The organism is Povalibacter sp., from assembly GCF_036520495.1.
GTDB lineage: Bacteria > Pseudomonadota > Gammaproteobacteria > Steroidobacterales > Steroidobacteraceae > Steroidobacter.
Genome location: NZ_DATDJO010000008.1, coordinates 12,678 through 34,167 on the forward strand (window position 1 = coordinate 12,678; position 21,490 = coordinate 34,167).

Here is a 21,490-nt window from a genome sequence, read left to right on the forward strand (position 1 = left end):
GTTCCATGGCCGAAAACGAAGACGGTCAGGAAAAAACCGAAAGCGCGACTCCCAAGCGCCTGGAGGAGGCGCGCCGCAAAGGGCAAATTCCTCGTTCTCGTGACCTGAGTGCGGCAGCCGTGCTCATGACTGGTGGGGTCGCGCTGTCGTCGCTCGGTGGCGATGTCGGTGGCGATCTGCATGCGCTCATGCGTCGCGGGCTGACGCTGTCGCGCGAGCAGTCGATGGATGCGGACCAGATGCTGCCGGCGCTGCAGAACGCGGCGCTCGACGGATTGCTGGCGTGTCTGCCGATCTTCGGCTTGCTGGTGCTGATCGCATTGCTGGCGCCGCTGGTCCTGGGTGGCTGGAATTTCAGCACCGAGTCGCTGCTGCCGCAGTTCAACCGGCTCAATCCCATGTCCGGTATCAAGCGCATGTTTTCCTCGCGCAGCATCGTGGAGTTGCTGAAAGCCCTCGCCAAGTTCGGCGTGGTGGCCGTCATTGCGACGCTGGTGCTGTGGCGGGATGCCGCGGAGCTGCTGAGCCTGGGCCGTGAACCGACGAGTCAGGCGATCATGCATGCCATCACCCTGAGCGGCAGCGCGTTGATCCTGATTTCCTGCGGCATGCTGCTGATTGCCGCCATCGATGTGCCGTACCAGATATGGCAGCACGCCAAGCAGCTCAAGATGACGAAGGAAGAAGTGCGTCGCGAAATGAAGGAAAGCGAGGGCTCGCCAGAGGTCAAGGGCCGCATCCGCCAGCTGCAGCAGCAGATGGCGCGCCAGCGCATGATGCAGGACGTGCCGCACGCCGACGTGATCGTGACCAACCCGACCCACTTCGCCGTGGCCCTCAGATACGACGACAAGCGCATGCGCGCGCCGATCGTCGTCGCCAAGGGTGTCGACCTCGTCGCCGCTCGCATCCGCGAAATCGCCGGCGAACATTCCGTGCCGATCTTCGAAGCCCCGCCGCTGGCCCGCGTTCTGTACAAGAACGTCGACATCGGCGGCGAAGTGCCGGCGTCTGTGTACGTCGCCGTCGCCCAGGTCCTCAGCTACATCTTCCAGCTCAAGGTCGCCCGCCGCACCGGCATGCAGCCTCCGGCGCCGCCAGTCGTCGACGTGGCGGAATAAGAGAGAGTCGGACCTCCACGGGGAACACGGGGTATCACGGGGTCGGATCAGAGAATCCAGTGCAGAGGCCAGTCTCCGCGCCTCTATCCCTCGTCTGCGATGTCAGGAGACGAGTGCGAGCACATCCCTGTTGAGGACGACCTCCCCCCCACTAACCATTTCCGTTCCTGACCCCGTGATACCCCGTGCCCCCCGTGGAGTTCTCATTATTCCTCCCGTCTTCCTTCCGTCTCCTTCCCGGCGCCTTTCCAAACTGTGAAGAAGTCCCGTTCTGCCGACGACCCCATGGCTTGGGAGTTGCAGATACACCGGTGGCGTCAGAGCAATGACGCGACAGAAAAGTGACACCGCTTCTACATGGCCGCCAACGCTCCAGCATTGAACATCGGCGCAATCCTGCGCTCCGGCATCGGTGTGCCGGTCGGGGTGCTTGCCGTTCTGGCGATGGTGATCCTGCCGTTGCCGCCGCTGGCGCTCGACGTGCTGTTCACGTTCAACATTGCGCTGTCGCTGGTGATCGTGATGGCCGTCTTCTATGTGGCGCGGCCGCTCGAGTTCGGCGTCTTCCCGACCATCCTGCTGCTGGCGACGTTGCTGCGTCTCGCGCTCAACGTTGCATCGACCCGCGTCGTGCTGCTGCACGGTCACACCGGTTCGCATGCCGCCGGCAAGGTCATCGAATCCTTCGGCGAGTTCGTGATCGGCGGCAACTACGCCGTCGGCGTGATCGTGTTCGCCATCCTCACCATCATCAACTTCGTGGTGGTGACGAAAGGCGCCGGCCGTATCTCTGAAGTCAGCGCACGATTCACCCTCGACGCGATGCCCGGCAAGCAGATGGCCATCGACGCCGATCTGAACGCCGGTCTGATCAATCAGGACGAAGCACGCATCCGTCGCGGCGAAGTACGCGCCGAAGCCGACTTCTACGGTTCCATGGACGGTGCCAGCAAGTTCGTGCGCGGCGATGCCACCGCCGGCATCCTGGTGCTGGTCATCAACATTCTCGGCGGTGTCGCCATTGGCATGATGGCGCACGACATGGCCTTCACGGACGCGGCGCGCATCTACACGCTGCTTACCATCGGCGACGGCCTGGTGGCGCAGATTCCTGCGCTGCTGTTGTCGACGGCGGTGGCCATCATCGTCACGCGCATGTCCGGTTCACAGGACATGGGCGGCGAGCTGGCGAAGCAGTTGTTCGGTCATCCGCGCGCACTGGCAGTCGCCGCCGCGGTGCTCGGTGTCATGGGTCTGATCCCCGGCATGCCGAACGTGCCGTTCCTCCTGATGGCGGCGCTGTGCGGTGGCAGTGCCTGGGTGATGTACAAGCGCTCGCTACGTGTGCCGGAACCGGCGGTGGAGATGGCGCCGCCGCCAGCGCCAGCACTCGAGTCGCGTGAACTCACCTGGGACGACGTGCAACCCGTGGACATCATCGGCCTGGAAGTCGGCTATCGCCTCGTGCCTCTGGTAGACAAGGCGCAGGGCGGCGATCTGCTGGCGCGTATCAAAGGTGTGCGCCGCAAGCTGACGCAGGATCTCGGCTTCCTGGTCCAGGCCGTGCACATTCGCGACAACCTGGATCTCGCACCGAATGCATATCGCATCAATCTCGCCGGCGTGCCGGTGGGCGAGGGCGTCATCTATCCGGAGCGCGAGCTGGCGATCAATCCGGGCAAGGTATTCGGCGCACTCAGCGGCATCGAAACGCGCGATCCCGCCTTCGGCATGGATGCGGTGTGGATCGAACCGGGCATGCGCGATCACGCGCAGACCCTGGGCTACACGGTCGTCGATGCAAGCACGGTCATTGCGACGCACCTGAGTCACGTCATTCAGACGCATGCGCATGAGCTGCTCGGCCACGAAGAAGTGCAGCAACTGCTCAACACCCTCGCGAAGACTGCGCCGAAGCTGGTCGAAGATCTCACACCGCGTCTGTTGCCGCTGGGCTCGGTCGTGCGCGTACTGCAGGGCCTGCTCGGCGAGCGCGTGCCGATCCGCAACATGCGCACGATCGTCGAAACACTCGCAGAGCATGCGGGACGCACGCAGGACCCGCTGCAACTGCAGGCGCAGGTGCGCGTCGCGCTCGGCCGGCAGATCGTGCAGGACATCGCCGGCATGGCGACCGAACTGCCGGTCATCACTCTCGAACCCGACCTGGAACAACTGCTGAGCAACTCGCTTGCAGGCAGCAACTCCGCCTCGCCGGGCCTCGAGCCCGGACTCGCCGAGCGCATGCAACGCCGCCTCGCCGAAGCGGCGCAGCGCCAGGAAATGACCGGCGAACCGGCCGTGCTGCTGGTGCCGCCGCAGTTGCGCCAGACGCTGGCGCGCTTCATCCGTTCGATTGCGCCGAGCATGCACGTGCTGGCGTGGAATGAAATTCCGGACAACCGCAAGGTGCGGTTGGTGACCGCGGTGGGACGATGAGATGGGCTGACTGGCCAGCGGGCCAGCCGGCCAACAGGCCAGAGCGGAATGCTTTGTGGAGCGATGAGATCGTGACGAACGACAAACAAGCGGTGTGTTTCTCGATCAGGCCAGTGAGCCGGTCAGCCAGTCGGCCAGTTGGCCGGCGCGCCGGAGCGTGCCCATGAAAATGAAATCGTACCGCGCCCCCGACATGCGTCAGGCGCTTGCTCTCATTCGCGATGCGCAGGGACCGGATGCGGTCATCCTGTCGAGCAAGCGGATTGCCGGCGGCGTCGAGGTCGTGGCAGCAGTCGATTACGACACTGATGTCCCGGCTGTGGAGACGCCGCACGACATGGCGGTCGCGATGGCGGATTACGACGCCGGCGACGAAAGCTATCACTCGCGTGCGGCACAACTGGCAGCGGCCATGTCGGTCCGTGCGCAGAGTGGGCGTGCGGCGCCGCAGACTCGCAGCGAACCGCTCGCAAAGCCGCAGTCGCAACGCCGCAGTCACATCGAGATGGACGATCTCGTGGATGCGCCGGCCGCCGCAGTCGGCGATGAGCTGCGCACGCTGCGCCAGATGCTCGAAACGCAGTTCGCAACGCTCGCGTGGAACGATCTGTCGCGCCGCGCACCCGTGCAGATTTCGCTGCTCAAGCAACTGACTGAACTGGGGATCGCCGCGGATCTGGCGGGCGAACTGGTCGCGCAGATGCCGGGAAAGATGGAGAGCGATGAAGCGCAGCGCCTGGCGCTCGCGCAACTGTCGCGTCGCATCACCACGATGGACGAGCGCTGGCTCGATCACGGCGGCATCGTCGCGATGGTCGGTCCGACAGGCGTCGGCAAGACGACGCTGATCGCGAAGCTCGCTGCACGCTGGGTCATGCGTCACGGGCCGCGCTCGCTGGCGCTGATCTCTGCGGATTCGGTACGGATCGGCGCGCAGGAACAGATTCATACGCTGGGCAGGCTGCTCGGCACGCCGGCCTACGGCATCGAGAGCGTGCGCGAGTTGCCGGAGCTGCTCGATCACCTCAGCGACCGGCGATTGGTCCTGATCGATACGGCGGGCCTCAGTCAGCGCGATGAACGTCTGCGCAGCGAACTGATGGCGCTGGCGTCAGCGCATCCGCGTCTGGAAACCACGCTGGTGCTTTCGGCAGCTGCGCAGGCCGGCACGATCGAGCAGGCCGTCGAGCGCTTTGCCGCGGCGGCGCCGCAGTGCTGTGTCCTCACCAAGCTCGATGAAGCGACCAGCCTGGGCGGCACGCTTTCCATGCTGATCCGCTCACGGCTGCCCGTGGCCTACGTCAGTGAGGGGCAGCGTGTGCCTGAAGATCTGTCGGCTGCTCGTGCGCATCAGCTCGTGGCGCGTGCGGTGCAGTTATCGCGTACGGCGAGCGCGACGGCAGACGAGGATCTGCTGCAGAGACGATTCGGCGCAGTGGCGCATGTAATGGCATGAGATTGACGAGGCGATCGCGGGATTGCCGGTTTTACCAACAAGGTTCATACATGGAATCAATGCAAACAGCCGGTCTGCGAAGATCGGCACATCCCGGTCCGGTGCAGGTCATCGCCGTGACCGGCGGCAAGGGCGGAGTCGGCAAGACCAGCGTGGCCGTCAATCTCGCCACGGCGCTGGCGACGACCGGGCGACGCGTGATGCTGCTCGATGGCGACCTGGGGCTGGCGAACGTCGACGTGTTTCTCGGCATGTCGCCGCGGCACACGATGGCGCATGTCATGTCGGGCGAGCGCTCGCTCGATGAAATCATCATCGAATCGCCGCATGGCGTGCAGGTGATTCCGGGTGCATCGGGTGTCGCCGACATGGCGAATCTGTCCGCGGCGGGCCATCTGAGCCTGATTCAGGCCTTCAGCACGCTGAACTCGCGGGTCGACACCCTGATCGTCGATACCTCGGCGGGCATCTCCCATAGCGTCGTGCAGTTCTCGCAGGCGGCGCAGCACGTGCTGATGGTCGTGTGCGACGAGCCGGCTTCGATGACCGACGCCTACGCGCTCATCAAGGTCCTGAGCCGCAATCACGATGTGACGCGGTTCCGGGTCCTGGCCAACATGGCGCGCTCACCGGGGGAGGGCGATTCGCTGTTCGAGAAACTGCAGCGGGTCACCTCGAAATTCCTGGATGTCACCCTGGAGTACGTCGGGGAAATCCCTGAAGACCCGTACCTGCGCCGCTCAATCCGTGAACAGCGTCCCGTGATTGGTGCATTCCCGGCCAGTCCGTCGACCCGGGCATTCAAGAAATTGGCACTGAAGGCCGATAAGTGGCCTGTACCAGACGGCCCGCGGGGCAATCTCGAGTTCTTCGTCGAACGTCTGGTGCGCCGGCCGCAGGCGCGGCTGGAGGTGGTCCGATGAGCGGCGTCGCGGCATACAGGGCTGGGAAGCCCAGTCGGCAAACCGACGTGATGGTGATGCGCCACGCTGAACTCGTGAAGCGCATCGCCTACCACCTGGCCGGGCGCCTGCCCGCTTCGGTGGAAGTATCGGACCTGATTCAGGCCGGCATGCTCGGCCTGCTGGAAGCGGCGGCCAACTACACGGCCGATCGCGGTGCGAGTTTCGAAACGTATGCGGGTATCCGTATCCGTGGCGCGATGCTCGATGCATTGCGCAAGCTCGACTGGGCGCCGCGCTCGGTGCATCGCAAAGCGCGCGCGGCAGCGGCGGCGATGCGCGAGATCGAGGCAGAGTTCGGTCGCGAGGCGCGCGACACCGAAGTCGCGGAAAAGATGGGTGTGTCTCTCAACGAGTATCACCGCATCGCGCAGGACGCGGCGAGCTGTCGGGTAGCGAGCCTGGACGAAACGACGGGCGACGATGATTCGCTGATCGGCCGGATCGAGGACGCGGGCGCCGACCCCTTCCTGGATGCGACCGAGGATGGATTCCGGACGGCGCTGATCGCGGCGATCCAGGAATTGCCGGAGCGCGAGCGTCTGGTGATGTCGTTGTACTACGACGACGAGCTGAATCTGAAAGAGATCGGCGCGGTCCTGAAAGTGACGGAATCGCGTGTGTGTCAGTTGCACGGCCAGGCGCTGGTGCGGCTCAAGGCACGACTCGCGCACTGGCGGGATCGGAAGTGAGGAAAGGCTGTGGGCCGTAGGCTGTAGCCAGATAAGAGACAGGTGAGAGGATTCAAGAGATGAGCGATACGCGATATTCCGGTTCCGGACCTACGGCCTACAGCCTACAGCCTACAGCCCTGGCTTGTCTGGAGAGGCAGCAATGAGCAAAGACATGAAGTTTCTGGTGGTCGACGATTTCTCGACCATGCGCCGCATCATCAAGAACCTGCTGATCGATCTTGGCTACGCCAACGTGACGGAAGCCGATGACGGTCAGACTGCGCTGCCCCTGCTGCAGGCTGGCAATTTCGATTTTCTCATCACGGACTGGAACATGCCCGGCATGCCGGGTCTGGATCTGCTCAAGGCCGTTCGCGCCGACGCGAAGCTCGCCAAGATGCCGGTGCTGATGCTCACCGCGGAAGCCAAGCGCGAGCAGATCATCGAAGCGGCGCAGGCCGGCGTGAATGGCTACGTGATCAAGCCCTTCACCGCCGTCACGCTGAAAGAAAAGATCGACAAGATTCTGGATGCGAGAGCGGCGTGAATCGGGGCTAACCGGCTCACGGGCCAACTGGCCTACTGGCAAGACGGCGGCACGTCCGACTCTGGCTGGTTTGCCGGTCAGCCAGTCAGCCAGTTGGCCCACAGATCAAAGGTTGAACATGACATCCCTATCCCTCCAGGAAGAATACGGCCCCGCCATCGCGTCGCTTGCCGGTGCGCTGGCCGCTGGCGATGACGCGCTGTTCTTCCGGGAGCTCGATCTGCTGGTCGAGGGCCGTGAACGCAGTCTGTTCGGCGACCTGCGCAAACTGACGTCGGACCTGCAGTCGGCGCTGGTGCGCTTCAGCATCGATTCGCGCCTGGTGGACCTGGCGGAGAAGGAAGTGCCGGATGCGCGCATGCGGCTCGATCACGTTCTCAAGCTCACCGACGAGGCGGCGCACCGCACGATGGACCTGGTGGAGCAGTCGGGTCCGCTTGCCGAGCGCACGGCGAAGGAAGCAGTGGAACTCGTGGTGCTGTGGCGCCAGTTCCGCGCACGCGCCATCGCGGTCGATGAATTTCGCGACATGGTCACTCGCATGGATACGTTCCTGGAAACGGCCAGCACCGACATGGGTCAGGTGCGCGGCAATCTCGCCGAAGTGTTGCTGACCCAGGGCTACCAGGATCTGTCGGGACAGATCATCCGTGGTGTCATGAAGCTGGTCGGCGAACTCGAAACGGCGCTGGTCGAACTGGTGCGACTGTCGAAGGGTGGTGCGAAGGCAACCCTGAATACTGAGAAGCCAGCGGTATCGCGTGGGTTCGGTCCGATGATCCCGGGCGTCGACCACGGTCCGGCTGTCAGCGGGCAGCAGGACGTCGATGCATTGTTGTCGGGCCTGGGAATGTAAGGAGACAGGCATGAGGCGTGAGGCGTGAGGTTTCAGAGCGGGGCGGACTCGCAGCGATGCGCAGGCCGCGGTGATCCGGAAACTTCAGGCCTCACGCTTCCAGCCGCCAAATAATGGATATTCTCAGCGTCATAGGTTTGATCCTCGCAGCGTGCGCGCTGTTGATCGGCGCCGTGCTCAAGGGCGCGGGACTGGCATCGCTGCTGTCGTCCGCGGCGTTCATGATCGTGGTCGTCGGCACCGTGGCGGCCATCTGCATCCAGACGCCGCTGGCCGTCATGAAAGATGCCGGCCGCATCCTGCCGTGGGTGTTTCGCCCGCCAGCCAATCGCCGCGGCGAACTGATCAAACGGATGGTCGACTGGAGCAATACCGCGCGCAAGCAGGGCCTGCTCGGTCTGGAACCGATCATCGAGCGCGAAAGCGATCCATTCGTGCGCAAGGGTCTGCAGCTGGTCGTCGACGGCAGCGAGCCCGAAGTCATCCGCAGCATTCTCGAAGTGGAGATCGGTGTGCGCGAGCAGAGCGATCTGCGCGCCGCCAAGGTGTTCGAAGGCATGGGCGTTTACGCACCGACGCTCGGCATCATCGGCGCCGTCCTCGGACTCATGGCGGTCCTGCAGAACCTGGCCGATCCCAGCAAGCTGGGGCAGGGCATCGCTGCCGCATTCACCGCGACCATCTATGGCATCGGCCTCGCCAACCTGTTCTTCCTGCCCGTCGCCAGCAAGCTGAAAGTAGCGATCGCCCGCCAGACCGAGTCCCGCGAGATGGTGATCGAAGGCATGATCTCCATTGCGCAGGGCGAGAATCCGCGTTCGATCGAGTCGAAGCTGCAGGGATATCTGCACTAATTGATAATTATCAATTGTCAATTATCAATTGAAGATGAGCCGCCGTCACAAACACGAAGAACACACCAACCATGAAGCGTGGTCGATCCCGTATGCGGATCTGATGACGCTGCTGCTGGCGTTCTTCGTGGTGATGTACGCGATCTCCTCGGTGAACGAAGGCAAGTATCGCGTGCTGTCCGATTCGCTGTTCGCCGCGTTTCGTGGTTCACCGCGCACGTTGCAGCCGGTGCAGGTGGGTGAGAAGGCCGTCGGTTCCGGCGCGGACATCCAGATGACGATCGTGCAGCAGGCGATGCTCGAAGGGCAGCCCCGTTCCATGCTCGAGCCGAGTCCGCTCGATATGGCGGATCCCAGCAAGGGGTCGCGGCACCTGTCGAAAACCACGTATGACTCCGAGATTCAGCCGGGCGAAGCAGCGATCGCGCAGCTGGAAACAGTGGCGCGCGAGGTCGAGCAGGCGATGTCGACGCTGGTCGAACAGAATCTGATCGCGGTGCGTCGCCACGGACTGTGGATCGAGGTGGAGATTCGCACGGACATTCTGTTTCCCAGCGGCATCGCCACATTGCAGCCAGCGGCGGTGAAGGTCATGAAGCAACTCGCGGAAACGCTCAAGCCGTTCCCGAATCCGATCCGGGTCGAAGGGCACACGGACGATCGTCCCATCAACACTCGCGCGTTTCCGTCGAACTGGGAGCTGTCGTCGGCGCGTGCTGCGAGCGTGGTCCATCTGTTCACCGAAACAGGACTCACACCGGCGCGGCTGGCAGTGATCGGGCTGGGTGAATTCCGGCCGGCACAGGACAACTCGACCGCGGACGGCCGCAACGCGAACCGTCGCGTCGTGCTGGTCATCCTCAGCGGTGACACACCGCCCGAGGGCGACTACGCGGAAGATCGTGGCAAACCGTACGTCGCACCTGCGGTGACGCAGGTGGATGAGTCGTCGCCGCCCAGCGAAGCGGTGGCGGACAGTGCAGGGCTTCAGTCCATCTCCTGATCCAGCGATGCGTTAGCAACGCTCGTTGTAGGTCTTGTGCGCACAGGGTGCTGCAACGCAGTGTCTTGTGCGTGCGCCATTACCCATTTCCACGATAGCCACGCTGCATCGCGCCGCTAAGATTCAGTTGCGAAGTCATTCACAACCGCCTGGAGGCGATCGTGGCGCCAGAAGAACCCGTTCCTCCCGTCCCAAAGGAAAATCCCTACGCACAGAAGTACGTCGTGAAGAAAGGCGACACGCTCTGGAAGATTGCGGATGAGTTCTACGGCGACGGCAAGCTCTATACGAAGATTTTCGAAGCGAACCAGGACGTGCTGAAGGATCCCGACAAGATCAAGCCGGGCCAGGAACTGCGTATTCCTTAAGGAGAATCACAAATGAATAAAGCCATTACTCTCAAGTGGGTCGCGATGCTCATCGCCTCTGTGATGCTCGTCGCCTGTGCCGGGCAGAAGGAGCCGGCGACCAGGGCGGTTGCCGATCTGGAAGCGTCCATCGCATCGATTCGTGACGATGCCGCCAAGTACGCGTCTGCCGAGCTGCAGCAGGCCGAGGCAGCGGTGGTCGGATTGAAAGAGCAGCTGACGAGGGAGGATTACAAGGGCGTGATTGCTGCCGCACCCGCCGTGTCTGCGCGGGTAGCAAGCCTGCAGCAGGTGGTCAGTGCAAAGCGCGAGGAAGTGAAAGCGGCGATGGTCGCAGCCAGCGATGAATGGCGCACGCTCAGCGCCGAAGTGCCGCAGATGGTAGAGGCCGTCCAGAGTCGCGTGGACATCCTCACCCAGTCGAAGAAACTGCCGAAGAACGTCACCAAGGATGCTCTCCAGGCAGCACAGACCGGACTCGAGGCAGCGAAGGCCGCATGGGGCGACGCAACCGCTGCGTTCTCCGCCGGCGATCCCGTGAAAGCCGTCGAACATGCCAGGTCAGCGAAGGAAAGCGGCACGGCGGCGTTGAGTTCGCTGGGTATGGGGTAAGCAAGAGGCCAACTGGCTTTCTGGCCAACTGGTCTGCTGGCCCGAAACGGAGCCGCGGCCCAGTTGACCCTATGTTCCGTCCCCGCTCTGGCCAGCGGACCGGTGAGCCAGTTGGCCGGTGAGCCAGTTGGCCAGTTAGCCTCTCGAGTCCCGCTCCGGCCAGCCGACCGGTGAGCCAGTTGGCCAGTTAGCCTCTTCGAGTGCCGACTCGTTCTCACTCTGGCCAGCTGACCAGTCGGCCAGCGGATCCGTTGGCCTCTTCTGGCATCTTTCCTGCTACTCCAGAGGCATCGATCCCACCGTCAGCGATTTGACGGATGAATGTGATCACTGTCAGTCACTGGAGTTGTTGCGATGTTCGAGATCCTGCCGAATCCCTCGCTCGAGACGTTGATGATCGCTGGCCGGGCAGTGCTGCTCGTTGGCGCCTTCTGGGTGTTTGCCCTGGCATTCATTCGCTGGCGTCGCGCCGATGAGCGGGCCACGGCGGCCCTGCATGCCAAGCTCGATCGTGCGTTCGTGGAATTGCGCAGCCTGCATGAAACCGTGAGCGTGATGAGTGCGCGCATCGATGGCATGAGCGAGCGCAGCGAAATGGAATCGCATCGTGCGCCAGCCGGCTCACAGCGCGGCTACGACGTCGCCACGCGCCTGGCGCGCAATGGCGCCTCGGCCGAAGAGCTGATGACGAACTGCGGCATCACGCGACACGAAGCGGAGTTGCTCACGCGCCTGCACGGCGCACGGCAGGAAGCGCCGCCAGCACCAGTGCGTACCCAGCCGCGCCACGCTCAGGAACCAGCGCAACAGCAGGTGACTATGCAGCCGCAACAGCCGCAGCCCCCGACGAACACGGGTCGCAAGCGCGGCTCACTCCTCAGCGTTGTCGGATAGAGAGCGCGCCGTCGAAGCGACGCATCCTGCCTCCACCGCGCCCGGAGAACGCCCATCGAATTCTGACTATGCCCTACAAGCCTCGAACGGCTACGATGTAGCCGGGAATAACAACAGAGCAGCAGGCGCGTTGACATAACAAGCAGCGCAACCTGCGGCAAAGGGAGGCATTGGGATGATTGCCATCAATTGGCGGCGGACTTGCCGCGTATCGGTACTTGCCCGTTCCAGGCGCGCACTGTTGGCCGGATTCTTCGCGGCGATACCTCTCTTCACTGGCGGCGCTCATGCGGGCGTGAACGTCTTCTCGCCACTCGGGCCCGAGGGTGGATACATTCAGGCCGTCAGCTATCACCCAACGGATCCGGACATCGCGTATCTGGGTACGAGCTCTGGATTCTATCGATCCACGGACGGCGGATCTTCATGGAACCTCGTGTCAAAGGACGTTCCCGGCGTCCGCGATATCGCAGTGAACCCGGCGAATCCCACCAAGGTATTGGTCGGCGGTTCGGGGATTTTTGTCAGTGAGGATTCGGGCGCGACCCTGCTGCAGCTCAGCACATTGGGTACTGCATTCGGTGTCAGCCAGGTTGAGTACAGCGCCGACGGCAACACGATTTATGTCGTTGCCACGACGCGTCTCATGAGAAGCACGGATGATGGGCATACCTGGACGCAGGGTGGACTCATCACGACTGCGGGCGCCTATGTGTATGTGCTACGTGCGGATCCTCTGACGCCGGGTACGTTGTATGCCGGAACCAGCGAAGGCGGCTTCCGCAGTATTGACGATGGCGCCACCTGGGCACCCCTGAACACACCCGGCACCAACAACCAAGTGATCGACATCGCGGTATCGCGCTCTACGCCGCAACGCATATGGGCAGCGCACTACTATGGCTTGTGGTACAGCGATGACCAAGGACAGAGCTGGACTGTGACAACGTTGAGTCCCCTGATCAACTTCGTTTATGTCGATCGAGACGACGATTCCATTGTCTACGCCGCTACGTGGCAGACCGGGCTTGTTCGAAGCAGCGACGGTGGTGCGACCTGGATACCGATCCACGCCAATGCACTGGTCGGCGTCCCGCAGGCCATCGCGCAAAGACCGGGAGGCAACACGCATCTGTTGCTCGCTGGTAGTGAAGGCGTTGCCGGAACGACTGATGCCGGAGTGAACTGGACTTACCGAAATGCCGGAGTGCAGGCATCGTCGGTCTATGAACTGGCTGCTTCGCCCGTGAGCGGTCGCACTTACGTCAGTGCAATTCTGGGAGGTCTGCACGTCGTTGAGACCGATGGCACGGTGGCGCCGGTCAACAATGAGCCGCTGCGACAGTTCAGCAACTCCGGCCTCAACGTGGAAACACGCGGACTGTTTGTTCATCCGGCACAACCTGATCGCCTGTTGGTCGGCGTAGCCAGTGGTATCGCGCGATCGGAGGATGGCGGCGAGACGTGGCAGCTATTGTCGAACGCTGGGTTCTTCAACAATCCAGTCATGGGCATCGTCGCAGGTTCCGCTGATGGCCAGGTGCTGGTTGCGGCCGGGACTTACCGGCTCCTCCGCAGCACCAATGGCGGCGACACCTGGACGACGCTGACAGAACCCGCCTTCGTGCAGGCTACAGAGGGATTGGTCGCTGCCCCTTCGAATCGATCGGTGCTTTATCTTGGGGTTAATCAGGCTGGCGGGACGAGCCAGATTCTCAAGTCAATAGACGCCGGCCTGACGTGGAACCCCACGGTGCCACTGCCGTCGGGTCATCCCATCGAGATCGTCGTCGATCCTCGCGATGATCGAGTGGTCTATGTCGCGACGACCGTGTCTCTGTTGAGATCCATCGATGGCGGCAACTCCTGGTCGGAGATGATGTGGGCGCCAGTCAATACTGCGGTGTCTGCCTTCGCACTCGATCCAGTAGATCCGGACATTCTGTACGCAGCAAGCTTCGAGCGAATGTCGCGCTCGGTCGATGCAGGGCAGACTTGGGAATTGCTGCCTGCACCACGCGAATTTCCCTTCTGGGGCGTGCGCGCAATGTCCGTGGACGCATTGCGCCCCCATCGGTTACTTGTCGCTGCCGACGGTGACGGCTTGCAGCAGATCGACCTCGTGCCTGACCTCAGCATCGCAGCGCAGGGGCCAACCAGCGTCATCGGCCATGGTCGGCCGGTTACGATTACGTACACAGTTCGCAATCGCGGACCATTCGACGCCACTGATGTCCGCACGACCATTGGTCTTGGCAGCGGGGCTACGAACGTTGTTGCAACAGCATCGAATGGCACGTGCTCCAGAAGCGGGAGTGCCGTGGTGTGCAGCGAACGCGCGCTGCGCGTTGGCGCAACCGCCACGATTACGGTGACGTTCGCGGAGTCCGCCACGGGATCATTCCGTATTCCCGCTGTCCTCGAAGCGGCGCAACCGGACCTGGTCGCGGCGGACAACACCGCGAGCGTCGAGGTCACCGTCGCTGAGGTGGCTGATTTATCCATCGCTGCAACGGGCCCGTCCAACGTCAACGAGGGTGGAACCAGCGCGTATGTGCTTACGATCACGAATGTCGGCCCCAATGGTGCGAGCGCGGTGCGTATGACCTTCCAGCCCCCTGCAGGGTTGAGCATTGCGTCGGTAACTCCGTCCACGGGTAGTTGCGAGAGCAGCGGTTCTGGACCCGTGACGTGCACGATCGGGGCGTTGGCTGCATCGGCGCGCGCCACTGTTTCAATCGCGAGCGGTGTGCTCGCCGTCGGCACGTTTCAGAGCACCTTTGAAATATCCAGTGATGGTGTGGATCTGACGATGGGGAACAACTCCGGGACCATTACCACGACGGTGACGAAACCTGCACCGCCGACAGGAAGTGGCAGCGGGAGCGGAGGAGGTGGAGGAGGAGGTGGCAGTACTTCCTGGTGGATGGCCATTGCGCTCCTTGGTCTGAGCATGGCGCGAGGGAGAGGGAAATTCGGGATGCGAATCGGGCCGCCGGCTACTTCGCTTTGCCCGTCACCGCCCACGCAAACGCGAGGACGTGAGCCACCGCGACGTAGAGTTCGCGAGGCACTTCGGTACCCAGATCGAGTCGAGCGAGCGACGCAGCCAACGCTGCGTCTTCCTGCAGTGGGACCTTGTGTTCGCGGGCGGTTTCCATGATGCGGTCGGCGACCGCGCCGCCGCCTTTGGCCACGACGCGAGGTGCGCCGTTGCCGTTGTAGTGGAGTGCAACCGCCAGGGATGAAGGTGGGCGGTCGTTCATGCGCGCAAGTCCAGCAGTCGCGTTGGACGTGCGCCGTGGTCGCCGGCAGGCAGGCCGTGCAGACAGACGACGCGATCGACCTCCAGACCAGCTTCCCGCAGCATCGATTCCAGTTCTGGCGCGCGTGAGATCAATGTATCGACCACACCGGCGGAGTCGGCGCGCAGTTGCACGCCGATGCGCTGGCCGTGCAGCGTCACGCGGGCATGCAGGGCGCCTGCGTGGCCGAGATCCATGGCGGCTTCGATGGCCCAGGATTCGCCGGCGCCACCGTCGCGTTGCCGTGAGCGATCGTGTTCGATACGCAATCGCAGGATGTTGGCGCGGTCGCCGTGACGCACGGGAATTTCCACGAGCATCGATTGCAGCGCCGGGTCCTGCGTGCTGGCGCCGGCCTGCAGCGCTGTCATTCGTGCAAGCGCGCCGTCGGTCTGGCGCGCCAGTTCGTTCATCTGCTGCGCCGGCAAGTCCACGACGGCCAGGGTCGCAGGTGCAGCGGGCAATGATGTCAGCGGTCCGCTGGCCAACGGCAGCGGCGAATGCACGGTCGATTCGGCCGTGGCAGCAGCGGGTCGCGCGCCGAGATCACGCAGCACGCGCGAGAAATTGAGCAGCAGCGCCTTGACGTCCTGAGCGACGGAGGCGGCCATCGTGCGTCGATCGCCGTTGGCGAGTGTGGATTCGAGAAAGGCGCCGGAGCGCACCACTGCCGTCTTCAGTCCATCGGGGTCACTCAACGCTGCGGCGTCCGGCAGCGCCTGCCATAGACGATTGGCTGCTTGTGTCACCGTCGGCGGCAGCGCCTCGGCGCCTTTGCCGTTCGCAACCCAGCCCAGATTCGACAGCAACGGGGCTGCGCTGGATTGCCGCGGCAGGAAGCGACGCAGTGCGTCGGCCGCGACGTCGTCGCCGCCGGAAGCTTGCTGAGTCGACAGTGTTTCCAGTGCCAGTACCGGACTGCTGCGTAACACACGCACGGTGAGCTGCTCGCCATCTGCAGGTCCAGCAGCGTTGCCGGATGCGATGCGGGCTGCATAGCGCGCGTCGCCGATCTTCAGCCACAGCTCGCCGGAGCGCGCGTCACGCAACGCGACGGCCTGCAGGATCGCGCCGACACGCCAATCCGACAGCAGGCTGGGGCTTTGGCCCGCATACCCGGTGCTGCGAATGGTGTTGAGGTCGATGCGCATGAAAGCAGAACGCCACTGTGACGTATGTCACCCATTTAACGGCTCGCTGAGGAAAAGCTTGAGAAAAACGCGGACGGCGCGATCGAGGATTGAGCATTCGGGCATCTTCGTTCGGGTTTTGCCTGATCGGCGCATTCGCGCCAGCACGATCCGCACGCACGGCGGGCCGCAGGGCGCGACCTGCCTCACAAATCCGCAGCGTCCGGCTGCTGCGCCTAAAGCCTCTCAAGAAAATGCCGATACGACAGGCAGTTTCGTCAAATCAGTCACCAGGTCCGCGAGAGGCAACAATGGCGCGTACGCCAGCTAAAGCATCCAGACGCAAGCGCGCTGCGACCGACGTTGCCAGTGCGGACGTCGATGCAGCGGCACCAGAGAGTTCGACCGCGGATACCGCTGTCGCAGATTCAGCGAGTGCGATCGTGCCCGGCGCGTCACAGAACGTGGCCGACGTCGCGGTCGGTCCCGCCATCGCCCTGGAGGCCAACTGCACGATCAAGGAAGTGGCGGCGCTGCGCGAACGGCTGTGCGCCGTCGTCGCTACGAGCGGGCCGGTCATGATCGATGCCAGCGCCGTCGAGCGCGTCGATACCGCGACGCTGCAGCTTCTCCATGCATTCGTGCGCGATCGCCTTGGCGGCGACCGCGAAGTTACCTGGCGAGGTGTTCCGGCAGCTCTGACCGATGCGGCGCGACTTCTCGGCGTCCGCGATCTTCTCTGCCTGCCCGCCGCTTCCTGAGGTCATCATGGCGCTCGATCTTGCCCAGTTTCATGATGCATTCTTCGATGAGAGCTTCGAGGCGCTCGACACCATGGAGGCGTCGCTGCTGAAGCTCACCGTGGGCGCGCCCGAGCCGGAACTCATCGGGACGATCTTCCGTGTCGCGCACTCCATCAAGGGCGGCAGCGCGACCTTTGGTTTCTCGGACGTCGCTTCGTTCACGCATACCTGCGAGACGCTGCTCGATGAGCTGCGCGGCAATCGTATGAATGTGACGCGACACATCACCGACCTGCTGCTGCGTTCCGTCGACGTCATGCGCGACATGCTGCGCGCGGTGCAGCACAAGACTCCGGTCGATGCACAGCGCGTTGCCGATCTGCAGTTCGATCTCGAACTTTCGATCCTGCAGAAGGAGACTGCGCCTGCGGCGCCGGCTCCCGCGCCTGCCGCCGTGCCGGTGCCGGCAGCGAAGGCGGCCGCACATTGCTGGCATATCCACTTTCGGCCCTATTCGCAGCTGCTCCTGCATGGCAATGATCCGTTACGCATGCTCCGCGAGCTCGCAGACGTTGGCGATCTCACGGTCAGCGTCGATGCCAGCAATGTTCCGTCGCTACAGAAGCTCGATCCCGAATCCTGCTTCCTCACCTGGGACCTGCACCTGACGTCGGATGTCACGCGCGAAGTGATCGAGCAGATCTTCGACTGGGCGGAAGGCGATTGCGAACTGCACATCGAGTCTGTGGCGGCTGCCGAGGCAGTGGCCGTCCCAGCACAGCCTGTCGCTGCCGTTGCTGCACCTGCGCCTGCCAGGAAGGAAAGCGCGCGCGCACATCTGTCGTCGGTGCCGACACCGGAAGTCGTCGAGGCGCCCAAGCATGGATTGGGTGACGGCAGCTCCATCCGCGTCAGCACGGAGAAAATCGACGAGTTGATGAACACGGTCGGCGAACTGGTGATCACGCAGTCGATGCTGACGCAGCTCGGTACCAGGACCGAAGGTGCGGTGGCAGAACAGTTGCGGGCAGGTCTCGCGCAGCTCGAGCGCAACGTGCGTGAGCTGCAGGAAAGCGTCATGCGCGTGCGCATGTTGCCGATCAGCTTCGTGTTCAGCCGCTTCCCGCGCATGGTCCGCGATCTCAGCGGCCGGCTCGGCAAGAATGTGGATCTGAAAGTCACGGGCGATCAGACCGAACTCGACAAGACGGTGCTGGAGAAGATCGGCGATCCGCTGGTCCACCTGGTCCGCAACAGCGTCGACCACGGTATCGAAATGCCGGATGTGCGCACTGCGGCCGGCAAGTCCGCCACGGGCACGGTGTTCCTCGAGGCCTATCACAAGGGCGGCAACATCACGGTCGAAGTCGGCGACGACGGCGGCGGTCTGAACAAGGTACGCATCCTGGAGAAGGCCCGGTCGCGCGGTCTCATCGGCGCGAACGACACGCTGAGCGACGAGCAGATCTACGAAATGATTTTCATGGCGGGCTTCTCGACGGCCGAACAGACGACGGACATTTCCGGTCGTGGCGTGGGCATGGACGTGGTGCGCCGGAACATCAAGGAACTGGGCGGAACGATCGAAGTTCGCTCGGAGCACGGCAAGGGCTCGCGCTTCATCATCACACTGCCGCTGACGCTCGCTATCGTCGATGGCCAGTCGGTCGCAGTCGGTACCGAAAGCTACATCGTGCCGCTGATCACCATCATCGAGTCGCTGCAGCTGAAGGCCGGCATGGTCAATCGCGTCGCCGGCCAGGGCGAGGTTTTCTGGTTCCGTGATCGCTACCTGCCCATCGTGCGCGTGCACGATGTGTTCGGTGTGAAGCCGCGCACGACGCAGCTGCATGAAGGCCTGATCATGGTCGTGGAAGGCGAGGGCCGACGCGTCGGTCTGTTCGTCGACGATCTGCTCGGACAGCAGCAGGTCGTGATCAAGTCGCTGGAAACCAATTTCCGCCGGGTCGATGGCGTATCAGGCGCCACGATCCTCGGCGACGGTTCGGTCGCGCTCATCCTGGACGTGGCTGGACTGATCCGAGTTGCCGCTCAATCTGCCGCGGCAGCATGAGCAGGACGAATCTGCCGAATCCGCAAGACCAAGACAGAGAGTAAGAACAATGATCAATGCGAACTTGAGCGTGAAAGTGAAGCTCTACGCCATCCTGGCGTTGAGCTCGGCAATCCTGGTTGCTGTCGGGGCGATCGGCCTCAGCGGCACGTATGCGAGCAACGGCGACCTGGACGCGATTTTCTCGAATCGCTTCATGCCGACGGGGTGGGTCGGCACGATCGAGTCACAGGACCGCGAGCTGCTGACGAAAGCCGAAGACGTGGTCATCCGCCAGGACGTCGGCGCCGTGAGGGATACGCTGGAGTTCGTGAAGACCCGCGAAGCCGAAGTGCAGCAACTGCTCGTCAAGCTCAATGCCACCGAACTGACCGACAAGGAACGGCAGATCGCCAATACCTTCAGCCGCCACGGGGCTGACGTATCGAGCAGCGTGGAGCAGGCATTGCTGGCTGCGCAGAGCGGTACGTTCGACAAGGCGGAAAGCCTGCTCATCGAGAAAGCACGGCCGTCCTTCGACAAGATGACCGAGGCCAGCGAACAGCTGCTGACGACGCAGATCGAAGTGGCGCAGACCATGCGCACCGAGGCGGAAGTCGCCTACAAGCGCAATCGCGTCGTGATCATCGGCGCCATCGTGCTCGGCATCGGCATTTCCGCGCTGTTCGGCTTCCTGCTCGTGCGTTCGATCGTCGGTGCGTTGAACACCGCCGTCGGCGTCGCGGACCGCATCTCCAACGGCGAGTTGGGCAATCGCATCAATGTGCAGAGCCAGGACGAACTGGGCAGCCTGCTCGAGTCCCTGAAGCGGATGGACGCGAAGCTGGTCGACATCGTCGGCGGCGTGCGCGGAACTGCCGACGCCGTTGGCTCGGCGGCCCGCCAGTTGTCGCATGGCAATGACGACCTGTCGCAGCGCACGCAGCAGCAGGCGGCGGCGCTTGAAGAGACGGCGTCGAGCATGGAAGAGATGACTGCGACGGTGAAACAGAACGCGGACAACGCCCGCCAGGCCAATCAGCTCGCGGTCGGCGCGCGCGAACAGGCCGAGCGCGGCGGTGCGGTGGTGCATCGTGCGATCGGCGCCATGGGCGAGATCAACTCGTCGAGCCGCAAGATCGCCGACATCATCAGCGTCATCGACGAGATCGCGTTCCAGACGAACCTGCTGGCGCTCAATGCGGCTGTCGAAGCCGCACGTGCCGGCGAACAGGGCCGCGGCTTCGCGGTCGTTGCGACCGAGGTGCGCAATCTGGCGCAGCGCAGCGCCAGCGCCGCGAAGGAGATCAAGGATCTCATCAAGGATTCGGTGGAGAAGGTCAAGGTCGGGTCGGAACTCGTCGACGAATCCGGCAAGACGCTCTCGGAGATCATGGAGAGCGTCAAGAAAGTCACGGACATCGTCGCCGAGATCGCGGCTGCCAGCGAAGAGCAGTCGGCCGGCATCGAACAGGTCAATAACGCGGTGACGCAGATGGACAGCGTGACCCAGCAGAACGCGGCGCTGGTCGAAGAGGCGTCGGCTGCAAGCAAGTCCATGGAGCAGCAGTCGATGGAACTGGTCACGCAGATCGGCTACTTCCGCAGCGATGCGTCGGTCATCTATCAAACGCCGCAGGCGACGACCAAGCCCCGTCTCAGGGCAGAAGCGCCGGTCGCGGTCCGCCAGCAGGCGAAAGCGCCGGTGCGCCCGATCGCGAAGAAGCGGGTGGCGTCCGCCGGTTCGGCCCCGCTGGCCCGGGCGTCGGGTGACGACAGCTCGTGGCAGGAGTTCTGATCGGTTCAGGGCCGACGAAAACAGGTAATGACTGACTCGAGATGTGCAGGTGTCGCGCCGATAACTGAGCTGACACCCACAATGTCAATCGAAGGGAATGAGGCTATGACTATGCAGGCAGGCGATACGACACGCGCGGCCAACGATGCGGGCTCGCACCAGGTGCTCACCTTTACGCTGGGCGACGAGACCTACGGCGTGGACATTCTGCGGGTTCAGGAAATCCGCGGCTATTCCACTGTAACGCGCATTCCGCAGGCACCGGCGCACGTGCTTGGTGTGCTGAACCTGCGCGGATCGATCGTGCCCATCGTCGACATGCGCATGCGCTTCAACCTCGCGCAGGCGGAGTACACGCCACTGACGGTGATCATCGTGCTGTCGGTGGAGTCGCCGCTCGGACGCCGCGATTTCGGCGTAGTGGTGGACGGCGTGTCCGACGTGATCGACGTTGCGGCGGCCGACATCAAGCCGGCGCCCGAACTCGGCGAGCAGGTGAGCACGGAGTTCATCGAAGGTCTCGCGGCCGTGTCGGGTCGCATGGTGATGCTGCTCGATATCGACACGCTGATCGGTGGCGACGTCACCGGCCTCGCGCCGGCGGTGGCTGCTGCCTGATGCACGGACTCTGAGGCGTTCCAGTCAGGTCGGTGATCCGAGGGATGCTGCAGGCGC

18 protein-coding genes and 1 pseudogene are annotated in these 21,490 nt (G+C 63.4%); 17 read left to right on the top strand and 2 right to left on the bottom strand.

The window, feature by feature from the left end:
* The first annotated feature begins 5 nt into the window (after positions 1 to 5).
* From flhB to VIZ63_RS25335, 13 genes are all read left to right on the top strand, one after another.
* Complete coding sequence (flhB, locus tag VIZ63_RS02655) at positions 6 to 1,121, top strand: flagellar biosynthesis protein FlhB (RefSeq protein WP_331607944.1); 1,116 nt, start codon at positions 6 to 8, stop codon at positions 1,119 to 1,121.
* 357 nt (positions 1,122 to 1,478) lie between these two features.
* Positions 1,479 to 3,560, top strand: coding sequence for a flagellar biosynthesis protein FlhA (gene flhA / locus VIZ63_RS02660; RefSeq protein WP_331607945.1), 2,082 nt, complete (start codon positions 1,479 to 1,481; stop codon positions 3,558 to 3,560).
* 163 nt (positions 3,561 to 3,723) lie between these two features.
* Positions 3,724 to 5,016, top strand: a complete 1,293-nt coding sequence (gene flhF, locus VIZ63_RS02665; RefSeq protein WP_331607946.1) for a flagellar biosynthesis protein FlhF — start codon at positions 3,724 to 3,726, stop codon at positions 5,014 to 5,016.
* A 50-nt stretch (positions 5,017 to 5,066) separates the two neighbouring features.
* The gene (locus VIZ63_RS02670; protein WP_349261107.1) at positions 5,067 to 5,939 is read left to right on the top strand and encodes a MinD/ParA family protein; all 873 of its coding nucleotides are present in this window, start codon (positions 5,067 to 5,069) and stop codon (positions 5,937 to 5,939) included.
* The gene (locus VIZ63_RS02675) at positions 5,936 to 6,670 is read left to right on the top strand and encodes an RNA polymerase sigma factor FliA (protein ID WP_331607947.1); all 735 of its coding nucleotides are present in this window, start codon (positions 5,936 to 5,938) and stop codon (positions 6,668 to 6,670) included. Before VIZ63_RS02670 ends, VIZ63_RS02675 begins: the two co-directional genes overlap by 4 nt.
* A 142-nt stretch (positions 6,671 to 6,812) precedes the next feature.
* Complete coding sequence (cheY, locus tag VIZ63_RS02680) at positions 6,813 to 7,199, top strand: chemotaxis response regulator CheY (RefSeq protein ID WP_331607948.1); 387 nt, start codon at positions 6,813 to 6,815, stop codon at positions 7,197 to 7,199.
* Between the two features lie 118 nt (positions 7,200 to 7,317).
* Positions 7,318 to 8,055, top strand: coding sequence for a protein phosphatase CheZ (locus tag VIZ63_RS02685; protein ID WP_331607949.1), 738 nt, complete (start codon positions 7,318 to 7,320; stop codon positions 8,053 to 8,055).
* Between the two features lie 113 nt (positions 8,056 to 8,168).
* Positions 8,169 to 8,909, top strand: a complete 741-nt coding sequence (locus VIZ63_RS02690; protein ID WP_331607950.1) for a flagellar motor protein — start codon at positions 8,169 to 8,171, stop codon at positions 8,907 to 8,909.
* Between the two features lie 34 nt (positions 8,910 to 8,943).
* A complete protein-coding gene (gene motD, locus VIZ63_RS02695; protein WP_331607951.1) occupies positions 8,944 to 9,912 on the top strand; it encodes a flagellar motor protein MotD in 969 nt (322 codons plus the stop codon).
* 161 nt (positions 9,913 to 10,073) lie between these two features.
* Positions 10,074 to 10,280 (top strand): LysM peptidoglycan-binding domain-containing protein, encoded by a 207-nt coding sequence (locus tag VIZ63_RS02700; RefSeq protein WP_331607952.1) that lies wholly within the window; start codon positions 10,074 to 10,076, stop codon positions 10,278 to 10,280.
* 12 nt (positions 10,281 to 10,292) lie between these two features.
* The gene (locus VIZ63_RS02705) at positions 10,293 to 10,892 is read left to right on the top strand and encodes a hypothetical protein (RefSeq protein ID WP_331607953.1); all 600 of its coding nucleotides are present in this window, start codon (positions 10,293 to 10,295) and stop codon (positions 10,890 to 10,892) included.
* Between the two features lie 354 nt (positions 10,893 to 11,246).
* Positions 11,247 to 11,786 (top strand): DUF2802 domain-containing protein, encoded by a 540-nt coding sequence (locus VIZ63_RS02710; protein ID WP_331607954.1) that lies wholly within the window; start codon positions 11,247 to 11,249, stop codon positions 11,784 to 11,786.
* 2,047 nt (positions 11,787 to 13,833) lie between these two features.
* A complete protein-coding gene (locus VIZ63_RS25335; RefSeq protein ID WP_349261108.1) occupies positions 13,834 to 14,949 on the top strand; it encodes a DUF11 domain-containing protein in 1,116 nt (371 codons plus the stop codon).
* Here the strand turns inward: VIZ63_RS25335 and VIZ63_RS25340 are convergent.
* A pseudogene (locus VIZ63_RS25340) lies at positions 14,876 to 15,052 on the bottom strand (EscU/YscU/HrcU family type III secretion system export apparatus switch protein); the annotation flags it as partial. The gene VIZ63_RS25335 and the pseudogene VIZ63_RS25340 sit on opposite strands and share 74 nt — an antisense overlap.
* Positions 15,049 to 16,242 carry a flagellar hook-length control protein FliK gene (locus tag VIZ63_RS02720; RefSeq protein WP_331607956.1) on the bottom strand — a complete coding sequence of 398 codons (1,194 nt, stop codon included), beginning with the start codon at positions 16,240 to 16,242 and terminating at the stop codon, positions 15,049 to 15,051. The gene VIZ63_RS02720 and the pseudogene VIZ63_RS25340, both read right to left, overlap by 4 nt.
* A 290-nt stretch (positions 16,243 to 16,532) precedes the next feature.
* On the opposite strand from VIZ63_RS02720, the gene VIZ63_RS02725 reads away from it, so the two are divergent.
* The 4 genes from VIZ63_RS02725 to VIZ63_RS02740 all read left to right on the top strand — a co-directional run bounded on the left by VIZ63_RS02725 (position 16,533) and on the right by VIZ63_RS02740 (position 21,433).
* Positions 16,533 to 16,982, top strand: coding sequence for an STAS domain-containing protein (locus VIZ63_RS02725; RefSeq protein ID WP_331607957.1), 450 nt, complete (start codon positions 16,533 to 16,535; stop codon positions 16,980 to 16,982).
* A gap of 7 nt (positions 16,983 to 16,989) precedes the next feature.
* Positions 16,990 to 19,038 carry a chemotaxis protein CheA gene (locus tag VIZ63_RS02730; protein ID WP_331607958.1) on the top strand — a complete coding sequence of 683 codons (2,049 nt, stop codon included), beginning with the start codon at positions 16,990 to 16,992 and terminating at the stop codon, positions 19,036 to 19,038.
* Between the two features lie 49 nt (positions 19,039 to 19,087).
* Positions 19,088 to 20,815 carry a methyl-accepting chemotaxis protein gene (locus VIZ63_RS02735; RefSeq protein WP_331607959.1) on the top strand — a complete coding sequence of 576 codons (1,728 nt, stop codon included), beginning with the start codon at positions 19,088 to 19,090 and terminating at the stop codon, positions 20,813 to 20,815.
* Between the two features lie 105 nt (positions 20,816 to 20,920).
* A complete protein-coding gene (locus tag VIZ63_RS02740) occupies positions 20,921 to 21,433 on the top strand; it encodes a chemotaxis protein CheW (protein WP_331607960.1) in 513 nt (170 codons plus the stop codon).
* The last annotated feature ends 57 nt before the right edge of the window (positions 21,434 to 21,490 follow it).